Genomic DNA, 17,635 nt, shown 5'->3' with positions numbered 1-17,635 from the left:
AAAATGCTTATTTATCAAATATGTCGCTATGAACGCCCCACTAGCTTTGAACCAGTTGTTGGACGCTGAGGCGGGTTCCCCCCGTCTGCGTGAAATTCCCTACAACTACACCTCCTTTTCCGATCGAGAGATTGTTATTCGCTTGTTGGGCGAGGAGTCATGGCGCGTTCTCAATGACTTGCGTGGCGTTCGCCGTACCGGTCGTTCTGCACGGATGTTATTTGAAATTCTGGGCGATATCTGGGTTGTTCAGCGTAACCCATTCTTGCAAGACGACTTGCTCGATAGTCCAAATCGTCGCAAGCAATTAATTGATGCTCTCTGGCATCGCTTGGGCGAAGTTAAGAAGCGCAACAGCGGTGATTCTGCTGATCAAGTAGAAATTTTATTAACTGCCGCCTATCGCGCAATTGAAAATTTTGAAAACGGATTTAAAGAAGTTGAAGTCATTCGTAAGCGTGCTCGCAAAGAGTTGGGCCGTCATACCGCTTCTGACAATATTTGTTTTGATGGCGTATCGCGTGCTGCTCACGTTACTGATGCGACCGATTGGCGTGTTGAGTTCCCGCTAGTTGTCTTAAAGCCTGATTACGAATCCGAAATTCCGGGTTTAGTAAAAGCTTGCGTTGAATTGGGCTTGACCATTATTCCTCGTGGGGGTGGCACTGGTTATACCGGCGGCGCTATTCCACTGTATGCAATGTCTGCGGTAATTAACACTGAGAAATTACAAGATATTGGTGGCGTCAAAGCGCAAAAGCTTCCTGGCCTTGACCGTGAAGTATCCACAATCTTTACTGGTGCTGGGGTCGTTACCCGTCGTGTCTCAGACGCAGCAGAGCATGCTGGTCTTGTGTTTGCAGTTGATCCTACCTCTGCGGATGCTAGCTGTATTGGCGGCAATATCGCGATGAATGCAGGCGGTAAAAAAGCAGTTCTCTGGGGCACTGCTTTAGATAACCTCGCTAGCTGGCGCATGGTTGATCCTCAAGGTAACTGGTTGGATGTTGAGCGTCTTGATCACAACATGGGCAAGATTCATGATGTGGCAATGGTGCGTTTCCAATTGACGTGGTCTGATGGAAACAGTGAGCCTGGTCAGCGCATTCTCAAAAAAGAATTATTAGAAGTTGAGGGCAAACGTTTTCGTAAAGAAGGTTTAGGAAAAGACGTTACTGATAAATTTTTATCAGGATTGCCTGGCGTGCAAAAAGAAGGTTGCGATGGTTTGATCACAAGTGCGACTTGGGTATTACATCGCATGCCAAAATTCATGCGCACTGTTTGCTTGGAGTTCTTTGGCCAAGCCCGCGAAGCCATTCCGAGTATTGTAGAAATCAAAGCTTACTTAGATGGTTTAAGCAAGCAAGGTGGCCCAATTCTGGCTGGTCTTGAGCATTTGGATGACCGCTATTTAAGAGCGGTTGGTTATTCGACCAAATCAAAGCGCAATAGCTTGCCGAAGATGGTATTGATTGGCGACATTGCTGGCGATGACGAAGAGGCTGTTGCCGCTGCAACGAGTGAAGTGGTGCGTATGGCCAACTTAAGGGTTGGCGAGGGCTTTGTTGCCGTTAGCGCAGAAGCACGTAAGAAGTTTTGGCTAGATCGCGCTCGTACAGCAGCGATTGCCCGCCACACCAACGCATTTAAGATTAATGAAGACGTCGTAATTCCTCTGCCACGTATGGGCGAATACACCGATGGCATTGATCGCATCAATATTGAACTCTCACTTAAAAACAAGCTGCAAGTACTCGATGGCCTTGAAGCGTTCTTGAAAAAGAGCGCCTTACCACTTGGTAAGAGTGATGCTGAGTATGAGATTCCAACAGCAGAAATCTTGGGCGATCGTGTTCAGCAAGCTTTGGAATTAATTGCTAAGGTACGTACCCGTTGGGCTGATTGGCTCACGCAGATGGATACGTATTTTCCGCAACTACAAAATTACAGTTTGCGTACCTCATGGAAAGAGGAAGTCCGTTCAGAGTTACGCATCATCTTTGGTGGTCTGGCGTTTGAGCCTATTCTCACTGAGTTGGAAGCCATTCATAAAAACATTTTGCGTAAGCGGGTATTTGTAGCATTGCATATGCATGCTGGTGACGGTAACGTTCACACCAATATTCCCGTGAACTCTGATGACTACGAGATGTTGCAAGATGCACATCGCGCTGTTGATCGCATCATGAAGTTAGCGCGCTCTTTGGACGGTGTGATTTCAGGTGAGCATGGCATTGGTATCACCAAGCTGGAATATTTAACTGAAGCCGAGCTCAAAGACTTCCGTAGTTATAAGAATCGCGTTGATCCAGAAGGCCGCTTTAACAAAGGCAAATTGATGCCACATGCTGATCTGAGCATGGCCTACACACCAAGCTTTGGTTTGATGGGTCATGAGTCAATCATCATGCAGCAAAGCGATATTGGCGCCATTGCAGATAGCGTGAAAGATTGTTTACGTTGCGGCAAGTGCAAGCCCGTGTGCTCTACACATGTGCCACGTGCAAACCTGCTCTACAGTCCACGCGATAAGATTCTGGCAACCTCATTATTAATTGAGGCCTTCTTGTACGAAGAGCAGACACGTCGTGGCGTTTCGATTCGTCATTGGGAAATGTTTGACGATGTAGCTGCACATTGCACGGTATGTCATAAGTGCTTAACGCCTTGCCCAGTGAAGATTGATTTTGGTGATGTAACCATGAATATGCGTAATTTATTGCGCAAGATGGGTCAGCAACGCTTCAATCCAGGCACCGCCGCATCCATGTTCTTTCTCAATGCTACTAGCCCAGAAAGCATCCATCTTGCCCGCAAGACGATGATTGGCTGGGGTTATAAGTTACAGCGCTTGGGTAATGATGTCTTGCGTAAGTTTGCCAAGCAGCAAACAGCCCATCCTCCTGCAACGGTAGGTAAGCCGAGCGTTAAAGAGCAGGTGATCTTCTTTGTGAATAAGAAGATGCCAGGCAATTTACCCAAGAAAACCGCTCGTGCATTATTGGATATTGAAGATGCTAACTACGTGCCCATTATTCGCGATCCTAAAACGACTTCTGCAGATACTGAGGCAGTGTTTTATTTCCCAGGATGTGGATCTGAGCGTTTGTTCTCACAAGTTGGTCTAGCTACCCAGGCTATGTTGTGGAATGTAGGTGTGCAAACGGTTTTACCTCCGGGCTACCTATGTTGTGGTTATCCACAACGTGGCAATGGCGACTTTGATAAAGCCGAGAAGATGATTACGGATAACCGCGTGTTATTCCATCGCGTTGCCAATACTTTGAATTACTTAGATATCAAGACGGTTGTTGTGTCATGTGGCACTTGTTATGACCAGTTGGCCGGCTATCAGTTCGAACAGATTTTCCCGGGCTGCCGAATTATTGATATTCATGAGTTCTTGGCCGAGAAGGGCGTGAAGCTCTCTGGAGTTACTGGTGTGAAGTATATGTATCACGATCCTTGCCACTCTCCAATGAAGTTGCAAGATCCTTTGAAGACAGTAAACGAGCTCATTCAGTTAGAAGATGGCAAAGCCATTGCTAAAAATGATCGTTGCTGCGGTGAGTCCGGAACTTTGGCCGTGACTCGCCCCGATATTTCTACGCAAGTTCGTTTCCGTAAGCAGATTGAAATGGAAAAGGGCGCTAATGATTTACGTAAAGATGATTTCACTGGTGAAGTTAAAGTGTTGACCAGCTGCCCATCCTGTTTGCAAGGCCTAACGCGTTTTGATGCGGATAGCGATACGACAGCGGATTACATCGTAGTAGAAATGGCTCAGAAATTATTGGGTAAAGATTGGATGCAGGATTACGTAACTAAAGCTAATCAAGGCGGTATTGAGAGGGTGCTCGTTTAATGATTCCAAGTAATATTGTTGTGCATCAACAGTCCAAAGTATTAGAGCTCTCGTACGAGAACGGCCAGATCTACAAACTACCTTTTGAGTTTCTAAGAGTGCTATCCCCCTCTGCTGAGGTTCAAGGTCATGGGCCTGGACAAGAAACATTGCAGACTGGAAAGCGTGACGTATTGATTGCAAACATCGAGCCCGTTGGTCACTACGCCCTCAAGCCGAGTTTTTCTGATGGGCATGACTCAGGTTTGTATTCATGGGATTTTTTATATTTCTTGTGCGAAAACCAAGAGCAATTATGGAAAGAGCATTTGGGTAAATTGGCTGCTGCAGGTCTTGATCGTGATGCGCCTATGGCGCAAGCTGGTCAGGCAGGCGGCCATTCTTGTGGAAGTCATTAATGAGTAAAACGCATTTTGGTTATCAAAGCGTTGACGAAGCCGAAAAGGCCGGTAAGGTCGCTGAAGTATTTCATTCGGTAGCTAGTAAATACGATGTGATGAATGACCTCATGTCATTCGGTTTACATCGTGTTTGGAAAAAAATAACGATTGCCAGGGCAAATATTCGTCCTGGTCAAAAAGTGCTAGATATCGCTGGCGGTACTGGCGACTTAGCTGCTGCATTTGCAAAAGCAGCTGACTGGGGTCGCAACCCCGATGCTCAAGTTTGGCTAAGCGACATTAATGCCTCTATGTTAGGAGTTGGTCGCGATCGACTCCTGGATCGCGGAATGGCTTTGCCTTGTGTGCAGTTTGATGCGGAAAAGATTCCATTTCCCAATAATCATTTTGATGTGGTGACTGTCGCCTTTGGTTTGCGCAATATGACGCATAAGGAAGTTGCATTGGGTGAAATGCATCGGGTAATAAAGCCGGGTGGCCGTGTATTGGTATTGGAGTTTTCTAAGCCAGATGCCTTTTTGCAGCCGGTATATGACACCTATTCTTTTAAGGTTTTGCCATGGTTGGGTGAGAAGATTGCTCAAGATTCAGAGAGCTATCGCTATTTGGCGGAATCCATTCGCATGCATCCAGATGCCCAAACCCTCAAAGAAATGATGTTAGGAGTGGGTTTTGATGAAGTGGAAACCCATAGGATGACTGGGGGTATCGTTGCCCTACATATTGGTATTAAATACTGATGGTTGTATAGTTTTTAAAGTCTTAAAAACTAAAGAAATTTAGCGGTTATAAGAGGGAGTACAAAGTAATGAATAAACATTTTTTTAAAGCAACTCTATTAAGTCTGACTTTAATTTTCGCAACAGTGGGTCATGTGGATGCCGCTCGTTTAGGTGGCGGCAAGAGCGTAGGCAGAGCCCCAAGTGCGCCAATTCAAAAGCAAGCTGCGCCAGTACAAAAACCTGCACAGCAAGCGCAGCCTGCTGCACCTGCCCCAGCTCCACAAGCTCCTGCGCCTAGTCGTTTTGGTGGCATGGGTGGCATTTTGGGTGGCTTAGCTGCAGGTTTGGGTATTGGTTACCTTTTGTCACATTTTGGTTTGGGTGAGGCGGCTTCTTCTTTAATCACTGGTTTGCTGATTGCTGTTTTGGCAGGCTTTGCGATTATGTTTGTAATGCGCAAGCTCATGCCAAAAATGTCTAGTGCAGGTCAAAGCCCTAATCTTTCCTCTAATGGAATGCAGCGTACTGGTCTAGATCAGACGCCAAGACAGGAGCCAGCTTTTACTCCTGCTGCAAATGCTTTTGGCGGCGTTAGCGTTGAGCCTGAGCCATTTCAATCAACTTTGCCTCCTGGGTTTGATCAACAAACATTCTTGGAGAATGCAAAACAATATTTTGCAACCTTGCAAAAAGCATGGGATCAAGGTGATCTTGCTTCTTTGCGCGAATTTACTACTCCAGAAATGTTTGCCACTATTCAACAGGATTTAGCGGGCCGCACTGACGCAAGCAATCAAACAGATGTCGTAACGATCAATGCCCAATTGCTGGGAATTGAGACAGCCGACGGTCATTATTTCTGTAGCGTGCAGTTCAGCGGCATGATTCGTGAGCAACAGGGCGCGCCAGCGAGTGACTTCTCGGAAATTTGGAATTTAAGTAAGCCAGTAGAGGGTCCTGGCGGATGGGTACTAGCGGGCATCTCTCAGTTAGTTTAAGCTTTAGGTACTCGCCGTCGGAAAACCCGCACTTGTGCGGGTTTTTTACACTTATGAACACACATTTCTCAACTACCCACACGATTGCCTCTGGCGCTGCCTGCCGAGGAATAAACCATGTTTTAGGAAGTGAGCCTTGGGCTAGCGCTGAGTTGGCCCGCCATGCCAATAAAACTATTTTGTTGCAGCTTCCACTGGGTGACCTGTGTTTTGAGATAAAGCCAGATGGATTGCTGACTAGCTTAAAAGAGATTGATGTTCCAGCGCTTACCTTAGAGGTTTCCTCGAAGGCATTGAGCGATTTAACTGGCAGCACTGGTTCCTTGCGAGAGCAGGCTTTTAAGGCGGTCAAAATTACCGGTGATGCTGACTTAGCCCAATTATTGGGCCGTCTTGCTGGGCAGTTGCGTTGGGAATACGAGGAAGATTTGGCACGTTTGGTGGGTGATGCCCCAGCAAACTTTGCAGTTAGACAAGGCAAAAAGTTTGTTTCTGCCACCCGCTCTGCAGCCGGCGACTTGCTGGACAATATGGTGGAGTATGTTAGTGAAGAAAAAAAAGTGCTTTTAAATAAACGAGACTTTATGGTTCGTAAATCTGAATTAAGTGAATTACGCGAATCTGTAGATCGCATGGAAAAGCGCATTCAACTCTTAGAGCAAAAGGCAAAATAATCGTGCGTCGCATTGCTCGTCTTTACTTCATCTTTTTTACCGCTTGGCGCTATGGCTTATTGCCTCTACTCCGTGATCTTTTGCGGCCAGGTATTCGTCGTGGTTTCTTAACCATGCTTTGTTGGATTTCTCCCGGTACGCATTTGCCTAGAGGTGAACGTATCCGATTAACGCTAGAAGCACTAGGCCCAATATTTGTGAAGTTTGGTCAAGTGCTTTCTACACGTCGTGATCTTTTGCCGGAAGATATTGCTAATGAGTTAGCTAAGCTGCAAGATCAAGTTCCACCTTTTTCTAATGAAGAATCTCGTCGCTTAATTGAGAAAGATTTAGGTCAGCCGATTGAGGAAGTATTTATTAGTTTTGATGCAACTCCAGTTGCCAGTGCCTCAGTGGCGCAAGTGCACTTTGGGATATTACGTGGCACAGAAAAACATCCTGAGTGGGAAGGTCGTGCGGTAGCTATTAAAGTACTTCGCCCTGGTATCTTGCCGGTGATTAATGGTGATCTAGCCTTAATGTACGACCTTGCCAAGGTCATTGAAAAAAGTTCTGAAGATGGTCGTCGTTTAAAGCCGCGTGAGAATGTGGCAGAGTTTGATACGTATTTGCATGATGAGCTAGATCTCATGCGTGAGGCGGCCAATGCGAGCCAGTTACGTAGACAGTTTGCAGATTCTCAAAAGCTGATGATTCCTGAGATGTATTGGGATCTTTGTCATACCAATGTCATTGTGATGGAGAGAATGTATGGCATCTCCATTGGAAAAACTACAGCACTCCAAGAGGCTGGTGTTGACTTTAAAAAGCTGGCGTCCGATGGCGTAGAGATATTCTTTACTCAAGTATTTGAGTATGGATTCTTCCATGCAGATATGCACCCTGGCAACATCATGATTAGCTTGGAGCCAGAAACATTTGGCCGCTTCATTTCGCTTGATTTTGGAATTGTTGGCGCTCTAAGCGAATCCGATAAAAATTATTTAGCACTTAACTTCTTGGCATTCTTTAATCGCGACTACCGACGTGTTGCTGAGTTGCATATTGAGTCGGGTTGGGTTCCTGCTAATACTCGCGTTGAAGAGTTAGAGGGCGCGGTTCGTTCTGTATGTGAGCCATACTTTGATCGTCCGCTAAAAGAAATTTCCTTGGGCATTGTGTTGATGCGTTTGTTCCAAACATCACGCCGCTTTAAAGTGGAAATTCAGCCGCAACTCACCTTATTGCAAAAAACGCTCTTGAATGTGGAGGGGTTGGCCCGCCAACTTGACCCAGACCTAGACCTTTGGAAAACAGCCAAGCCGATTCTGGAGAAATGGGTTAGTAAACAATTGGGATGGCGTGGTTTGTTAGATGGATTGAAGGAAGAAGCGCCTACTTGGGCCAAAATTTTGCCTACATTGCCTCGCTTGATAGCGGATAGCTTGGCTCAGGCTCGGGTTCCTGCAAAAGACCAAAATGGCGAAATTGAGGTTTTAAAGGCCCTTTTACTTGAAGAAAGGCGCACCCATCGCCTGCTGGCAGGCGCTTTGCTCTTTGCCGGCGGCTTTTTAGCCGGAATTTTGATCATCAGCCTAGGCTTTTATTAGTCTACCCATCATCGGCTGCTAACCCGCTAAAATAGCGGGTTAGGCAGAACATGAAAAAATACTTTATCGCAGGCATCCTCGTTTGGGCACCATTGTCGATCACCATCTGGGTGATTGCTTGGGGCTTGGGTCTGCTCGACGGCGTATTCGGTTCCGTCATGCACGCCATCATTGCCGTATTCCCACGTCAATTTGCCGGAGATTTGCAACATTTCCGCGAATTGCCTGGTGTTGGTATTTTGATTGTGATCGCAGTGATTATGGCCACTGGTCTACTGGCAATTAGTTTTGCTGGTCAGTGGTGGATTCGGATGTGGAACAAGCAGATCAATCGCATTCCAATTGTTCGTTCTATTTACTCAAGCGTTCAACAGGTTTCCTCTACTTTGTTTTCAGGGAGTGGCCAGGCTTTTAGTAAGGCGCTCTTAATTCGTTATCCCCATGCAGATTCGTGGGTGATTGCTTTTCAAACAGGCACTCCTGCAAAGGAAGTGACTGCAAAATTAGGTGAAGATTACGTCAACGTATTTTTACCAACAACCCCTAACCCTACCTCTGGTTTTTTCATGATCGTGCCTCGAGCACAAACGATTGAATTGGAGATGAGTGTGGAAGAGGCATTGAAACATATTGTTTCAATGGGTTCGGTTCCCCCCAATAGTTCAAGTGGCTTAACTGCAACCCAGTTGCCACACCATTTTTGATTTATAGGAAATTGTTATGTCGATGCGAAGCCATACCTGCGGCCAGGTAACCGATTCACTTATTGGTCAAGAAGTCACTCTTTCTGGTTGGGTGAATCGTCGCCGTGACCACGGAGGCGTGATCTTTATTGACTTGCGTGACCGCGAGGGTTTTGTGCAAGTAGTTTGCGATCCAGACCGCCCAGAGATGTTTGCGCTTGCTGAGCAAGTGCGTAGCGAGTTCTGTATTCAAATTAAAGGCCTTGTACGTGCACGTCCTGCAGGTACTGAGAATGTAGATTTGGTAAGTGGAAAAGTAGAAATCCTTTGCCATAGCCTGGTAATTTTGAATGCTTCTGTAACACCACCATTCCAGATCGATGATGAGAATTTATCTGAGACAACTCGATTGACTCATCGTGTATTGGATTTGCGTCGCCCACAAATGCAAAAGAATTTGCGTTTGCGTTACAACGTTGCGATGGAGTGCCGTCGTTATTTGGATGACGCAGGATTCATCGATATCGAAACACCAATGCTGACTAAGAGCACACCAGAAGGCGCGCGTGATTATTTAGTTCCATCACGTGTACATGATGGTCAGTTCTTTGCATTGCCACAGTCTCCTCAATTGTTTAAGCAGTTGTTAATGGTGGCTGGCTTTGATCGTTACTATCAAATTACAAAGTGCTTCCGTGATGAAGACTTACGCGCAGATCGTCAGCCTGAATTTACACAGATCGACTGTGAAACTGCTTTCTTGAGCGAGTTAGAAATTCGTGATTTGTTTGAAAACATGATTCGTCATATTTTCAAGAAGACAATGAATGTCGAGTTGCCGAACCCATTCCCAACAATGCCTTATTCAGAAGGTATGGCGCGTTTTGGCTCCGATAAGCCGGATTTGCGTGTGAACTTTGAGTTCACTGAAATGACGGATTTGATGAAAGACGTTGATTTCAAAGTGTTCTCAGGCGCAGCGAACCAGGTTGGCGGCCGCGTAGTGGGCTTGTGTGTTCCTGGCGGTGCTGAAATTAGCCGTAGTGAAATTGATGACTACACCCAGTTCGTGAGCATCTACGGCGCTAAAGGCTTGGCATGGATTAAGGTCAATTCTGTTGCTGAGGGCCGCAACGGTTTGCAATCTCCAATCGTCAAGAATTTGCACGATGCAGCGATTGAAGGCATCTTGAAGCGCACTGGCGCAAAAGACGGCGATATCATTTTCTTCGGTGCCGATAAAGAAAAAGTAGTAAACGATGCAATCGGTAATTTACGTCTGCGTATTGGGCAATCTGCTTGGGGTAAAGCGCATGGACTATTTACTGAAGGTTGGAAGCCATTGTGGGTAGTGGATTTCCCAATGTTTGATTACGATGAAGGTGAAGCGCGCTGGGTTGCTTGCCATCATCCGTTCACCAGCCCTAAAGATGAGCATATGAAGTACTTGGAGTCTGATCCAGGTAAGTGCTTAGCTAAGGCTTATGACATGGTGTTGAACGGTAGCGAAATTGGTGGTGGTTCTGTACGTATTCACCAAGAGGCTGTTCAAAGCCAGGTATTCCGTGCATTGAAGATTGATGCGGAAGAAGCTCAAGCTAAGTTTGGCTTCTTGTTGGATGCTCTCCAGTATGGTGCTCCTCCACACGGCGGTATTGCATTTGGTTTGGATCGTATTGTGACCATGATGACTGGCGCAGAATCCATTCGTGATGTGATTGCTTTCCCTAAGACTCAGCGTGCGCAGTGCTTATTAACTCAAGCCCCTAGTCCAGTTGATGAGCGTCAGTTACGTGAGTTACACATTCGTTTGCGCCAAGCAGCGCCGACTGCTTAAAACAATTTAAGTAGTGCTCTCTTGAAAATCCCTATTTCGGTTTTAGTAGTTATCTACAAATCAAATAGGGATGTTTTGTTGATAGAGCGAGCAGATCGCGTTGGATTTTGGCAATCCGTTACTGGAAGTCTTGATGCGCCCGAAGAGAATCTTGCATTAGCAGCTGCCCGCGAGGTTTTTGAAGAGACGGGCGTTGCCGTAGATCTCTTGCCAAAAGCTGCGTTACAAAATATGCACCATCAGATTGAATACGAAATTTATCCGGAGTGGCGTTTTCGATATGCGCCTGGCGTCACTCGCAATACTGAGCACTGGTTCTCACTAGAGGTTCCAGAAAATACTGAAATAAAGTTAGCCCCTAGAGAGCATGTGGCCTATGAGTGGCTGCCTTACGCAGACGCAGCAAAAAAATGTTTCTCTCGCAGCAATGGTGAGGCCATTCTCAAATTATTTTCAGCAGACTAAAGCCCGCACGAATAAGGAATAAGATAGAGCGATGAGACATTCATCGGGAAATCATCACGGTAGCGCAGATTCAAAAACAGCGGGGCGCGGTGACTGGCGCGTTATTCGCGACCTGCTCCCTTATCTTTTGGAGTATCGCTTTAGGGTCTTGATTGCCCTTAGCTGTTTGATTGCCGCCAAGGTTACCAATCTTGGTATACCAATTGTGCTGAAAGACTTAATTGATTCTTTAAATATCAATGTCAATTCACCACAAGCAGTTCTGGTCGTTCCCTTAGGCATTATTGTTGCTTATGGCCTTTTACGAATTTTTGCATCCGTATTTACAGAACTTCGTGAAGCATTATTTGCTAAGGTCACCCAGAACGCGGTCCGTAAAGTAGCGCTTCAAGTTTTTGAGCATTTGCACTCTTTGGCGCTGAGCTTTCATCTTGCCCGTCAGACTGGTGGCGTCAGTCGAGATATTGAGCGCGGCACACGTGGCATACAGTCACTGATTTCTTATTCTCTCTATAGCATTCTGCCAACGCTCATTGAGTTTTGCTTGGTCTTGGGCTACCTCGCCTATTCCTACGATATTTGGTTTGCTGCGATCACTTTAGTTGCCTTAGTTCTTTACATTGTTTTCACAGTTGTGGTTACTGAGTGGCGCACGCATTTCCGCCGCACGATGAATGATATGGATTCGAAAGCCAATCAAAAGGCGATTGATTCCTTATTAAATTTTGAGACAGTGAAGTACTTTGGTAACGAGGCCTTTGAAGCCAGTCGTTACGATGAAAATCTTCTGCGCTATCAATCGGCTGCGGTGAAGTCACAAAAGACTTTGGCGGTATTGAATCTAGGTCAGCAAATCATTATTGCAGTTGGCTTAATGCTGATCCTTTGGCGCGCTACGGTTGGCGTAGTCAATGGCACCATGACTTTGGGCGATTTGGTCTTGGTGAATACCTTAATGATTCAGCTCTATATCCCCCTGAACTTCTTGGGCGTGATTTATCGAGAGATTAAGCAATCATTGACTGACATGGATCGTATGTTTTCTTTGCTCAATACTGATAAAGAGATAGCGGATTCACCGGATGCTAAGACACTCCAAATTGAAAATCATGATCGTGGCCCAGACGTGCGGTTTGAGCACGTATCGTTTCACTATGATGCTAAGCGTGAAATTCTCCGCGATGTGAGCTTCAATATTCCTGCTGGGACGATTACAGCAGTGGTTGGTCAAAGTGGCGCCGGAAAGAGCACTCTCGCAAGATTACTCTTTCGTTTCTATGATGTTCAATCAGGAAAGATTTTGATTGATGGTCAAAATATTCAGGATGTCACTCAGGCTAGTTTGCGCAAAGCTATTGGTATCGTGCCGCAAGATACAGTCTTATTTAATGACACGATTGGATACAACATAGCCTATGGCAATCCCTCTGCAACTATTGAAGAGGTGCAGGAGGCAGCCAGGGCTGCGCAAATTGATAGCTTTATTAAGCGCTTGCCTGAGGGTTATGACACTCAAGTTGGTGAGCGGGGTCTTAAGTTATCGGGTGGTGAAAAGCAAAGGGTTGCTATTGCAAGAACACTCTTAAAGAAACCTGCCATGCTTATTTTTGATGAAGCTACTTCAGCGCTCGACTCTAAAACCGAACGTGCTTTTCAAGAGGAGCTTCTCTGCCTAGCCAAGAACCGAACAACACTCATCATTGCCCATCGCCTTTCAACCATCATTCATGCTGATCAAATTTTGGTAATGGATCATGGACAAATTGTGGAGCATGGCACTCACGAGGAGTTGCTTGCAGTAAATGGGAAATATGCTGAGATGTGGCAGATGCAAGAGCGCGCCACTCTTGATTAGAATAGCTTTATGACTCTAAACAAATCTTCGACCCCAATCGCCAAAAGCACCGAAGCAGTCTTAAAAAATGCTTTTGCCGCTGCTGTGGCAGTTGCTGATCCACAAGTGATTGTTCCGCAGTATTTGGCGCAGATATTTCCAAAGGGTCAAGAACCTAAAGGGCGCTGTTTAGTTGTGGGTGCCGGTAAAGCTAGTGCATCTATGGCTAGCGCATTTGAGTCTTACGCAAAAGCGAATTGGCCGCAGGCGAAATTGGAAGGCGTTGTGCTGACGCGTTACGGCCACAACTCACCAACAAGCCATATTAAGATTGTTGAGGCCGGGCATCCAGTGCCCGATCAAGCTGGCATGGATGGGGCCAAGGAAGTATTGGCATTAGCAAAGCAATTGGAGCAAGGCGATGTATTGATTGCTTTGGTATCTGGGGGAGGCTCAAGCCTTTTGACTTTGCCTCAAGAAGGCATTTCTATTGATGACATGCGCAAGACCACAGAAGCGCTTTTGCGAAGTGGCGCCCCGATTGAAGAAATGAATGTGGTGCGCAAACACCTATCTGCAATTTTGGGTGGTAACTTAGCTAGAGTTGCGATTGCATGTGGCGCAAGAGTGGAAGCTTTATTGATTTCTGACGTCACAGGTGATTCGCCTGCGGATATTGCTAGCGGTCCTTGTGCTGCGGATTACTCCACCTATTTGGATGCACTCAATATTTTGCAAAAATACGATTTAGATACACCTACTATCCCGATATCTGTTCTTGCTCATCTCAAGCGAGGTTTAGCAGGAGAGATCCCTGAGACCTTAAAAGATGTTGATTTGGTGGACGGTCAAGTTTCGAATCATGTCATTGCAACTGCTTATAAAAGTCTAGAAGCTGCTGCAGAGTATGTTCGCCACCAAGGATACGAGCCAATTATTTTGGGTGACACGATTACTGGCGAAGCTCAAGAAGTTGGTATTGCACAGGCTGCTTTAGTGCGTGACTATATAGCCAAGGGGTTTGATCAACCGCTTGCTCTGATTTCTGGCGGTGAATGCACTGTGACTATCCCAGCTGGAGTCAAAGGCCGTGGTGGTCGTTGTAGTGAATATCTACTCTCTCTATTTGCTGCCAGTTCCGATGCGCCGAATATTGCTGCTTTGGCTGCTGATACCGATGGCATTGATGGTAGCGAAAAGAATGCAGGGGCATGGTTTGATGAGAGCATTCGGCAGGCTAGCTTAAGCTCCGGTCTGCAATCAGAAAAATTCCTATTGGCACACGATTGTTATGGCTTCTTTGCAGAATTGGGCGCTTTAGTGGAAACTGGCCCTACACTTACGAATGTGAATGACTTCCGCATCATCTTGCTTAATAAATAATATGTCTAATACTTCAACACAAATTCAATTGATTCAGCCGGATGATTGGCATTTGCATATTCGGGATGGTGAAGTCATGAAGGATGTGTTGGCGGATACTGTGCGTCAATTTGCTCGCGCCATCATCATGCCCAACTTGAAGCCGCCGGTCACTACCGTAGATTTAGCAAAAGCGTATCAATCTCGTATTGAATCGAATTTAAAGTCTTTGGGAGCGAGCGATTTCACACCATTGATGACTTTATACCTGACTGATAACACCTCTGCTGATGAGGTTCGTAAGGCCAAGGCTGCTGGTATTGTGGGATTCAAGCTATACCCTGCGGGAGCAACTACCAATAGCGATGCTGGTGTTAGTGACCTTAAACATTGTCACGCTGCTCTAGAGGCAATGCAGGCTGTTGGTATGCCACTACTAGTGCATGGTGAAGTCACCAGTGCTGACATTGATATCTTTGATCGGGAAGCGGTCTTCATCGATACAGTATTAGAGCCATTACGAAAAAAATTTCCTGATCTCAAGATTGTGTTTGAACACATCACCACTAAGCAAGCTGCTCATTATGTTCGTGACGCAGTGACTGGCGAAAAAAATACGATTGCAGCAACCATTACCCCGCAACATTTGCTCATGAATCGCAATGCGATTTTTGCGGGCGGCATTCGTCCACACAATTATTGCTTGCCGGTTCTGAAGCGTGAAGAGCATCGAGTTGCGCTTTTAGAGGTTGCCACAAGTGGTAACTCTCGCTTCTTCTTGGGAACTGATAGTGCGCCGCACGCAAAGGGTGCTAAAGAAGCTGCCTGTGGTTGTGCTGGTTGCTACAGCGCCTTTAATGCGTTGGGTTTATATGCCGAAGCTTTTGAAGGTGTCGGGAAATTGGACAAGTTAGAAGGCTTCGCTAGTTTCTTTGGGCCCGATTTTTATTCTTTGCCGCGTAATAGCAAAACAATTACTTTGGCAAAGCAAGCCCAAAACATCCCTGCTGAATTGCCTTTAGGTGATGACACTATCGTGCCACTGCGTGCTGGCGAAACGATTGCTTGGTCACTCGTTTAAAAAACAAGACTTAGTACTTTTTAGCTAAATTGCTCTGACTGCGTTAGACTGCAGGCGCAGAGTCAATTGGGCAATCGCCGCCTCTTTATTGAGGGGGAGGAAAGTCCGGACTCCATAGGGAAGGGTGATGGCTAACGGCCATCCACGGTGACGTGAGGAATAGGGCCACAGAGACGAGCGTATTTAGTTACGGTGAAACGCGGTAACCTCCACCTGGAGCAATCCCAAGTAAGCAGGCGATGAGGCGTCCCGCTGAGTCTGCGGGTAGGGAGCTTGAGCCGTCAGGTAACTGCCGGCCTAGAGGAATGATTGCCCCTAGATGCAAATCTAGGCGACAGAATCCGGCTTATCGATTGACTCTGCACTTATTCTGAAACGATTTCTACGCTATAAGTCAGTTCTGCAGTTTTGGCCAACATGGTGGTGGCTGAACAGTACTTCTCGTGTGACAGCTTGACCGCACGTTCTACTTTGGCCTGATCAAGTTCTTTTCCTTTGACCGTAAAGTGCAAATTGATCCTAGTGAATACTTTAGGGTCTTCTGTAGCGCGCTCTGCCTTGAGGTTCACTTCGCAGCCGCTAATGGCCTGACGGGCCCTTTGTAGGATTAAAACCACATCAAATGCAGAGCAGCCGCCTGCGCCAGCTAAAAGAAGCTCCATTGGCCTTGGAGCTAGGTTTCTGCCACCCGCTTCTGGGGCTCCATCCATGTTGACGAGGTGGCCACTGCCAGTTTCAGCTGAAAAAGCCATGCCACCATTACCCAACCAAGATACTCGACAATCCATCGTAGTGACCCCTAACTTACTAAATTAATCAATATTATCAACAGTTTACCAATTTTTAAGTCATGATGTTTTCTGCCAAAAATAGCTTAAAAGCATCATAAAATTGATTTTGGTCAATATTCTTGCGTTGCACCATATTCCTTGTGTAGAATAACCATATTGGTAGTCAGTCTTGTATAAGACTGCGACTTACCTCCCAGTGTCTCCTCCACCCAAACATAGGTGGATTCCAACCCAGGACTCGTTCCTGGGTTTTTTTTAGGTTACAATTCAAGGCTTTACTGAATTACCGAGCCGGTCAGCGGTAATTTGTTGTACCAGTTAAATTGCAGAATCTGCGAGCTTGCAAACATAAGCAGGGCCAAGGTGGACGTAGTTTGGTTGGAGTAATTTTTTATTGACCATAACAATTTGAGAAATCATGAAAACTTTTTCTGCAAAATCCCATGAGGTAGTGCATGAATGGTTCGTGATTGACGCTACGGACAAAGTCCTCGGTCGTGTCGCCAGTGAAGTGGCACTCCGTCTACGCGGCAAGCACAAGCCTGAATACACCCCACACGTTGATACTGGCGACTTTATTGTCGTTATCAATTCTTCTAAGCTCCGTGTCACAGGCACAAAAGGCTTGAACAAAATTTATTACCGTCACAGCGGATACCCAGGTGGTATTAGCTCGACTAACTTCGACAAGATGCAAGACCGTTTCCCAGGTCGCGCTTTGGAGAAGGCTGTGAAGGGTATGTTGCCAAAAGGCCCACTAGGCTATGCCATGATTAAGAAATTAAAAGTCTACGGCGACGCCAATCATCCGCATGCGGCTCAACAGCCAAAAGCGTTAGAGATTTAAGGAAACCAAATGGCTATTAATTACGGAAATTGGAATTACGGTACTGGTCGCCGCAAGAGTTCTGTTGCGCGCGTATTCATTAAATCTGGCAAAGGCGACATCATTGTTAATGGTAAGCCTATCGATGCTTATTTTGCTCGTGAAACATCACGCATGATCGCTCGTCAGCCTTTGGCTCTCACAGCCCACTTAACGACCTTTGATATCAAAGTAAACGTTTCTGGTGGCGGTGAAACTGGCCAAGCTGGTGCAGTTCGTCACGGCGTTACTCGTGCATTGATCGACTACGACAACGCTTTGAAGCCAACTCTGTCTAAAGCAGGTTTGGTAACTCGCGATGCTCGTGAAGTTGAGCGTAAAAAAGTTGGTCTGCACGGCGCGCGTCGTCGTAAGCAGTTCAGCAAGCGCTAATTCTTTCAGTCGCTCAAGTTTTATCGAAAGGGTCGCGCAAGCGGCCCTTTTTGTTTCTACAATCTAGGTATT

Annotated in this window: 15 protein-coding genes and 1 other RNA gene; 15 read left to right on the top strand and 1 reads right to left on the bottom strand. The window is 46.2% G+C overall.

The window, feature by feature from the left end:
• The first annotated feature begins 28 nt into the window (after positions 1–28).
• From ICN23_RS03400 to rnpB, 13 genes are all read left to right on the top strand, one after another.
• Positions 29–3,868, top strand: a complete 3,840-nt coding sequence (locus ICN23_RS03400; protein WP_216230914.1) for an FAD/FMN-binding oxidoreductase — start codon at positions 29–31, stop codon at positions 3,866–3,868.
• Positions 3,868–4,266 (top strand): gamma-butyrobetaine hydroxylase-like domain-containing protein, encoded by a 399-nt coding sequence (locus tag ICN23_RS03395; protein WP_216230913.1) that lies wholly within the window; start codon positions 3,868–3,870, stop codon positions 4,264–4,266. Before ICN23_RS03400 ends, ICN23_RS03395 begins: the two co-directional genes overlap by 1 nt.
• Positions 4,266–5,009, top strand: a complete 744-nt coding sequence (gene ubiE, locus ICN23_RS03390; protein WP_216230912.1) for a bifunctional demethylmenaquinone methyltransferase/2-methoxy-6-polyprenyl-1,4-benzoquinol methylase UbiE — start codon at positions 4,266–4,268, stop codon at positions 5,007–5,009. The genes ICN23_RS03395 and ubiE overlap by 1 nt, the downstream gene beginning before the upstream one ends.
• Positions 5,010–5,077: 68 nt before the next feature.
• Positions 5,078–5,989, top strand: a complete 912-nt coding sequence (locus ICN23_RS03385) for a Tim44 domain-containing protein (protein WP_216230911.1) — start codon at positions 5,078–5,080, stop codon at positions 5,987–5,989.
• 53 nt (positions 5,990–6,042) lie between these two features.
• The gene (locus tag ICN23_RS03380) at positions 6,043–6,663 is read left to right on the top strand and encodes an SCP2 domain-containing protein (protein ID WP_216230910.1); all 621 of its coding nucleotides are present in this window, start codon (positions 6,043–6,045) and stop codon (positions 6,661–6,663) included.
• Between the two features lie 2 nt (positions 6,664–6,665).
• The gene (ubiB, locus tag ICN23_RS03375) at positions 6,666–8,252 is read left to right on the top strand and encodes a ubiquinone biosynthesis regulatory protein kinase UbiB (RefSeq protein WP_216230909.1); all 1,587 of its coding nucleotides are present in this window, start codon (positions 6,666–6,668) and stop codon (positions 8,250–8,252) included.
• A 50-nt stretch (positions 8,253–8,302) separates the two neighbouring features.
• Positions 8,303–8,956 (top strand): DUF502 domain-containing protein, encoded by a 654-nt coding sequence (locus tag ICN23_RS03370; RefSeq protein ID WP_216230908.1) that lies wholly within the window; start codon positions 8,303–8,305, stop codon positions 8,954–8,956.
• Positions 8,957–8,972: 16 nt separating this feature from the next.
• Positions 8,973–10,772, top strand: coding sequence for an aspartate--tRNA ligase (aspS, locus tag ICN23_RS03365; protein ID WP_216230907.1), 1,800 nt, complete (start codon positions 8,973–8,975; stop codon positions 10,770–10,772).
• 21 nt (positions 10,773–10,793) lie between these two features.
• A complete protein-coding gene (gene nudB, locus ICN23_RS03360; RefSeq protein ID WP_216230906.1) occupies positions 10,794–11,237 on the top strand; it encodes a dihydroneopterin triphosphate diphosphatase in 444 nt (147 codons plus the stop codon).
• Between the two features lie 31 nt (positions 11,238–11,268).
• The gene (locus tag ICN23_RS03355; RefSeq protein WP_216230905.1) at positions 11,269–13,092 is read left to right on the top strand and encodes an ABC transporter ATP-binding protein/permease; all 1,824 of its coding nucleotides are present in this window, start codon (positions 11,269–11,271) and stop codon (positions 13,090–13,092) included.
• Between the two features lie 9 nt (positions 13,093–13,101).
• On the top strand, positions 13,102–14,454 hold the full coding sequence (locus ICN23_RS03350) for a glycerate kinase (protein ID WP_216230904.1): 1,353 nt from the start codon (positions 13,102–13,104) through the stop codon (positions 14,452–14,454).
• 1 nt (position 14,455) lies between these two features.
• Positions 14,456–15,514 carry a dihydroorotase gene (gene pyrC, locus ICN23_RS03345; RefSeq protein ID WP_216230903.1) on the top strand — a complete coding sequence of 353 codons (1,059 nt, stop codon included), beginning with the start codon at positions 14,456–14,458 and terminating at the stop codon, positions 15,512–15,514.
• Between the two features lie 58 nt (positions 15,515–15,572).
• An RNA gene (gene rnpB / locus ICN23_RS03340) (RNase P RNA component class A) lies at positions 15,573–15,879 on the top strand.
• Here the strand turns inward: rnpB and ICN23_RS03335 are convergent.
• A complete protein-coding gene (locus tag ICN23_RS03335) occupies positions 15,880–16,302 on the bottom strand; it encodes an OsmC family protein (protein ID WP_216230902.1) in 423 nt (140 codons plus the stop codon). It abuts the RNA gene before it with no gap.
• Between the two features lie 421 nt (positions 16,303–16,723).
• Between ICN23_RS03335 and rplM the strand changes: the two genes are divergently transcribed.
• Both rplM and rpsI read left to right on the top strand, forming a co-directional pair.
• On the top strand, positions 16,724–17,152 hold the full coding sequence (rplM, locus tag ICN23_RS03330; protein WP_011903721.1) for a 50S ribosomal protein L13: 429 nt from the start codon (positions 16,724–16,726) through the stop codon (positions 17,150–17,152).
• Between the two features lie 9 nt (positions 17,153–17,161).
• Positions 17,162–17,563: a 30S ribosomal protein S9 gene (gene rpsI, locus ICN23_RS03325; protein WP_011903720.1), complete on the top strand. Its 402-nt coding sequence runs from the start codon at positions 17,162–17,164 to the stop codon at positions 17,561–17,563.
• The last annotated feature ends 72 nt before the right edge of the window (positions 17,564–17,635 follow it).

Source organism: Polynucleobacter sp. MWH-Jannik1A5 (assembly GCF_018881795.1).
GTDB lineage: Bacteria > Pseudomonadota > Gammaproteobacteria > Burkholderiales > Burkholderiaceae > Polynucleobacter.
This window is presented reverse-complemented; position numbering and strand designations above follow the sequence as displayed.